Here is a 1,413-nt window from a genome sequence, read left to right as displayed (position 1 = left end):
GGCGAATAGTAGAATCAAGTTGAACACTTTAGAAAAATAAAAACATCGTACGCGAAATCGTGTATTATTGAGGTTCCTACACCAATCAATAAGAAGGGATTTCGAATACGATGCTAGAACAGGATAACATAAAAACACGCATTAAGAAACCACGCCTTACACAGTTCCAACGTGGAGAACTTCAAGGCTACTTGAACGCTGGAATTACAAATAAGAGCGAGCTTGCGCGAAAACTCAAGGTTTCGCGTGGGACAATCTACAATGAACTCGCTCGTGGCACGACCACACAAGTAAAGAAAATTAACGGAAAACATATCTACACGACGCAATATCTTGCGGAAACAGGTCAAGCTGCAACAGATCGAAACGTGGCTCGTTCTCGTAAACCGTTGAAGTTTGAACGTGTGAAGGCATTCTTGTCGTTCGTTGACGGACTGTTACTTGATCGCACAAAGACCATGTCTCCAGATGCGATTGTTGGTCTCGCGAAGCTCAAAGGGTTGTTTTCTCCAGAGGAAATGGTCTCAACAAAGACGCTCTATCACTATATCGCGCTTGGTCTTCTAAAAACTCGAAACAGTGACCTTCTCTTAAAGGTACGTCGAAATACCAAGAGTACTAAGAAAACGCACCGCCCGAATAAGACGGTTCTCGGTAAAAGTATTGAAGAACGTCCTGATAGCGTTGAATCTCGTGAAGAATTCGGTCATTTTGAAATTGACTCCGTCGTAGGGCGCAAGGATAAAGAAGATGATTTGCTATTAACCTTGATTGAACGTAAAACCCGTCGTGAATTCATCGTAAAAATGGACGGGAAAGACGCCGATTCAGTTAACTACGCACTCTCTTCAGTCCTCAAAGAATTTGGTGAATATGCATCTACTGTCTTCAAATCAATCACGGCAGATAATGGTTCTGAATTCGCGGGGTTGTCAGAAATGTTTGGTGATAGGATAGATATCTATTTCACTCATCCTTATTCTTCATGGGAGCGTGGAACGAATGAGAACCACAACGGAATCATCCGTCGTTTCATTCCTAAGGGACATGCGATTGAGGATTATAGCCGGACGCAGATTCGTATGGTTGAGGAAGCTATGAACAACCTACCAAGAAAAATGTTTGACTACAAGACACCAAATGAACTGTTTGAAGAGGAACTCGAGAAACTGGTCGCTTAAAGATCGCGGGGACACCCCGCACCCCTTGAGCCTCCCTCGAAACAGAAAAGTCCCCTGTTCATCAGTCAGCTGCAAATCCTAACCTGTATTGGCTAAATCCGCAAGGGAAAGCGCCTTGCAGATCTAGCCAACACAGGTTGAACGAACTATGCCGACCGACGAACAGAAGACAAAGGAACCTCTGGGGTGTTTTTGAAAAAAGTGTTCAACTTGTAATTGCAATTTAGGAAAA

The 1,413-nt window shown here is 43.5% G+C and carries 1 protein-coding gene; it reads left to right on the top strand.

What is annotated here, in order from left to right:
- Positions 1-110 precede the first annotated feature (110 nt).
- Positions 111-1,181: an IS30 family transposase gene (locus ACFTQ7_RS24850; RefSeq protein ID WP_386831987.1), complete on the top strand. Its 1,071-nt coding sequence runs from the start codon at positions 111-113 to the stop codon at positions 1,179-1,181.
- Positions 1,182-1,413 lie beyond the last annotated feature (232 nt).

The sequence above is a fragment of the Lysinibacillus sp. NPDC056959 genome (assembly GCF_042674095.1).
Lineage (GTDB): Bacteria > Bacillota > Bacilli > Bacillales_A > Planococcaceae > Lysinibacillus > Lysinibacillus zambalensis.
This window is presented reverse-complemented; position numbering and strand designations above follow the sequence as displayed.

Bases quoted from the DNA above. Each gene is read 5' to 3' on its own strand.
- ACFTQ7_RS24850 (WP_386831987.1), top strand. From the start codon at position 111: ATGCTAGAACAGGATAACATAAAAACACGCATTAAGAAACCACGCCTT.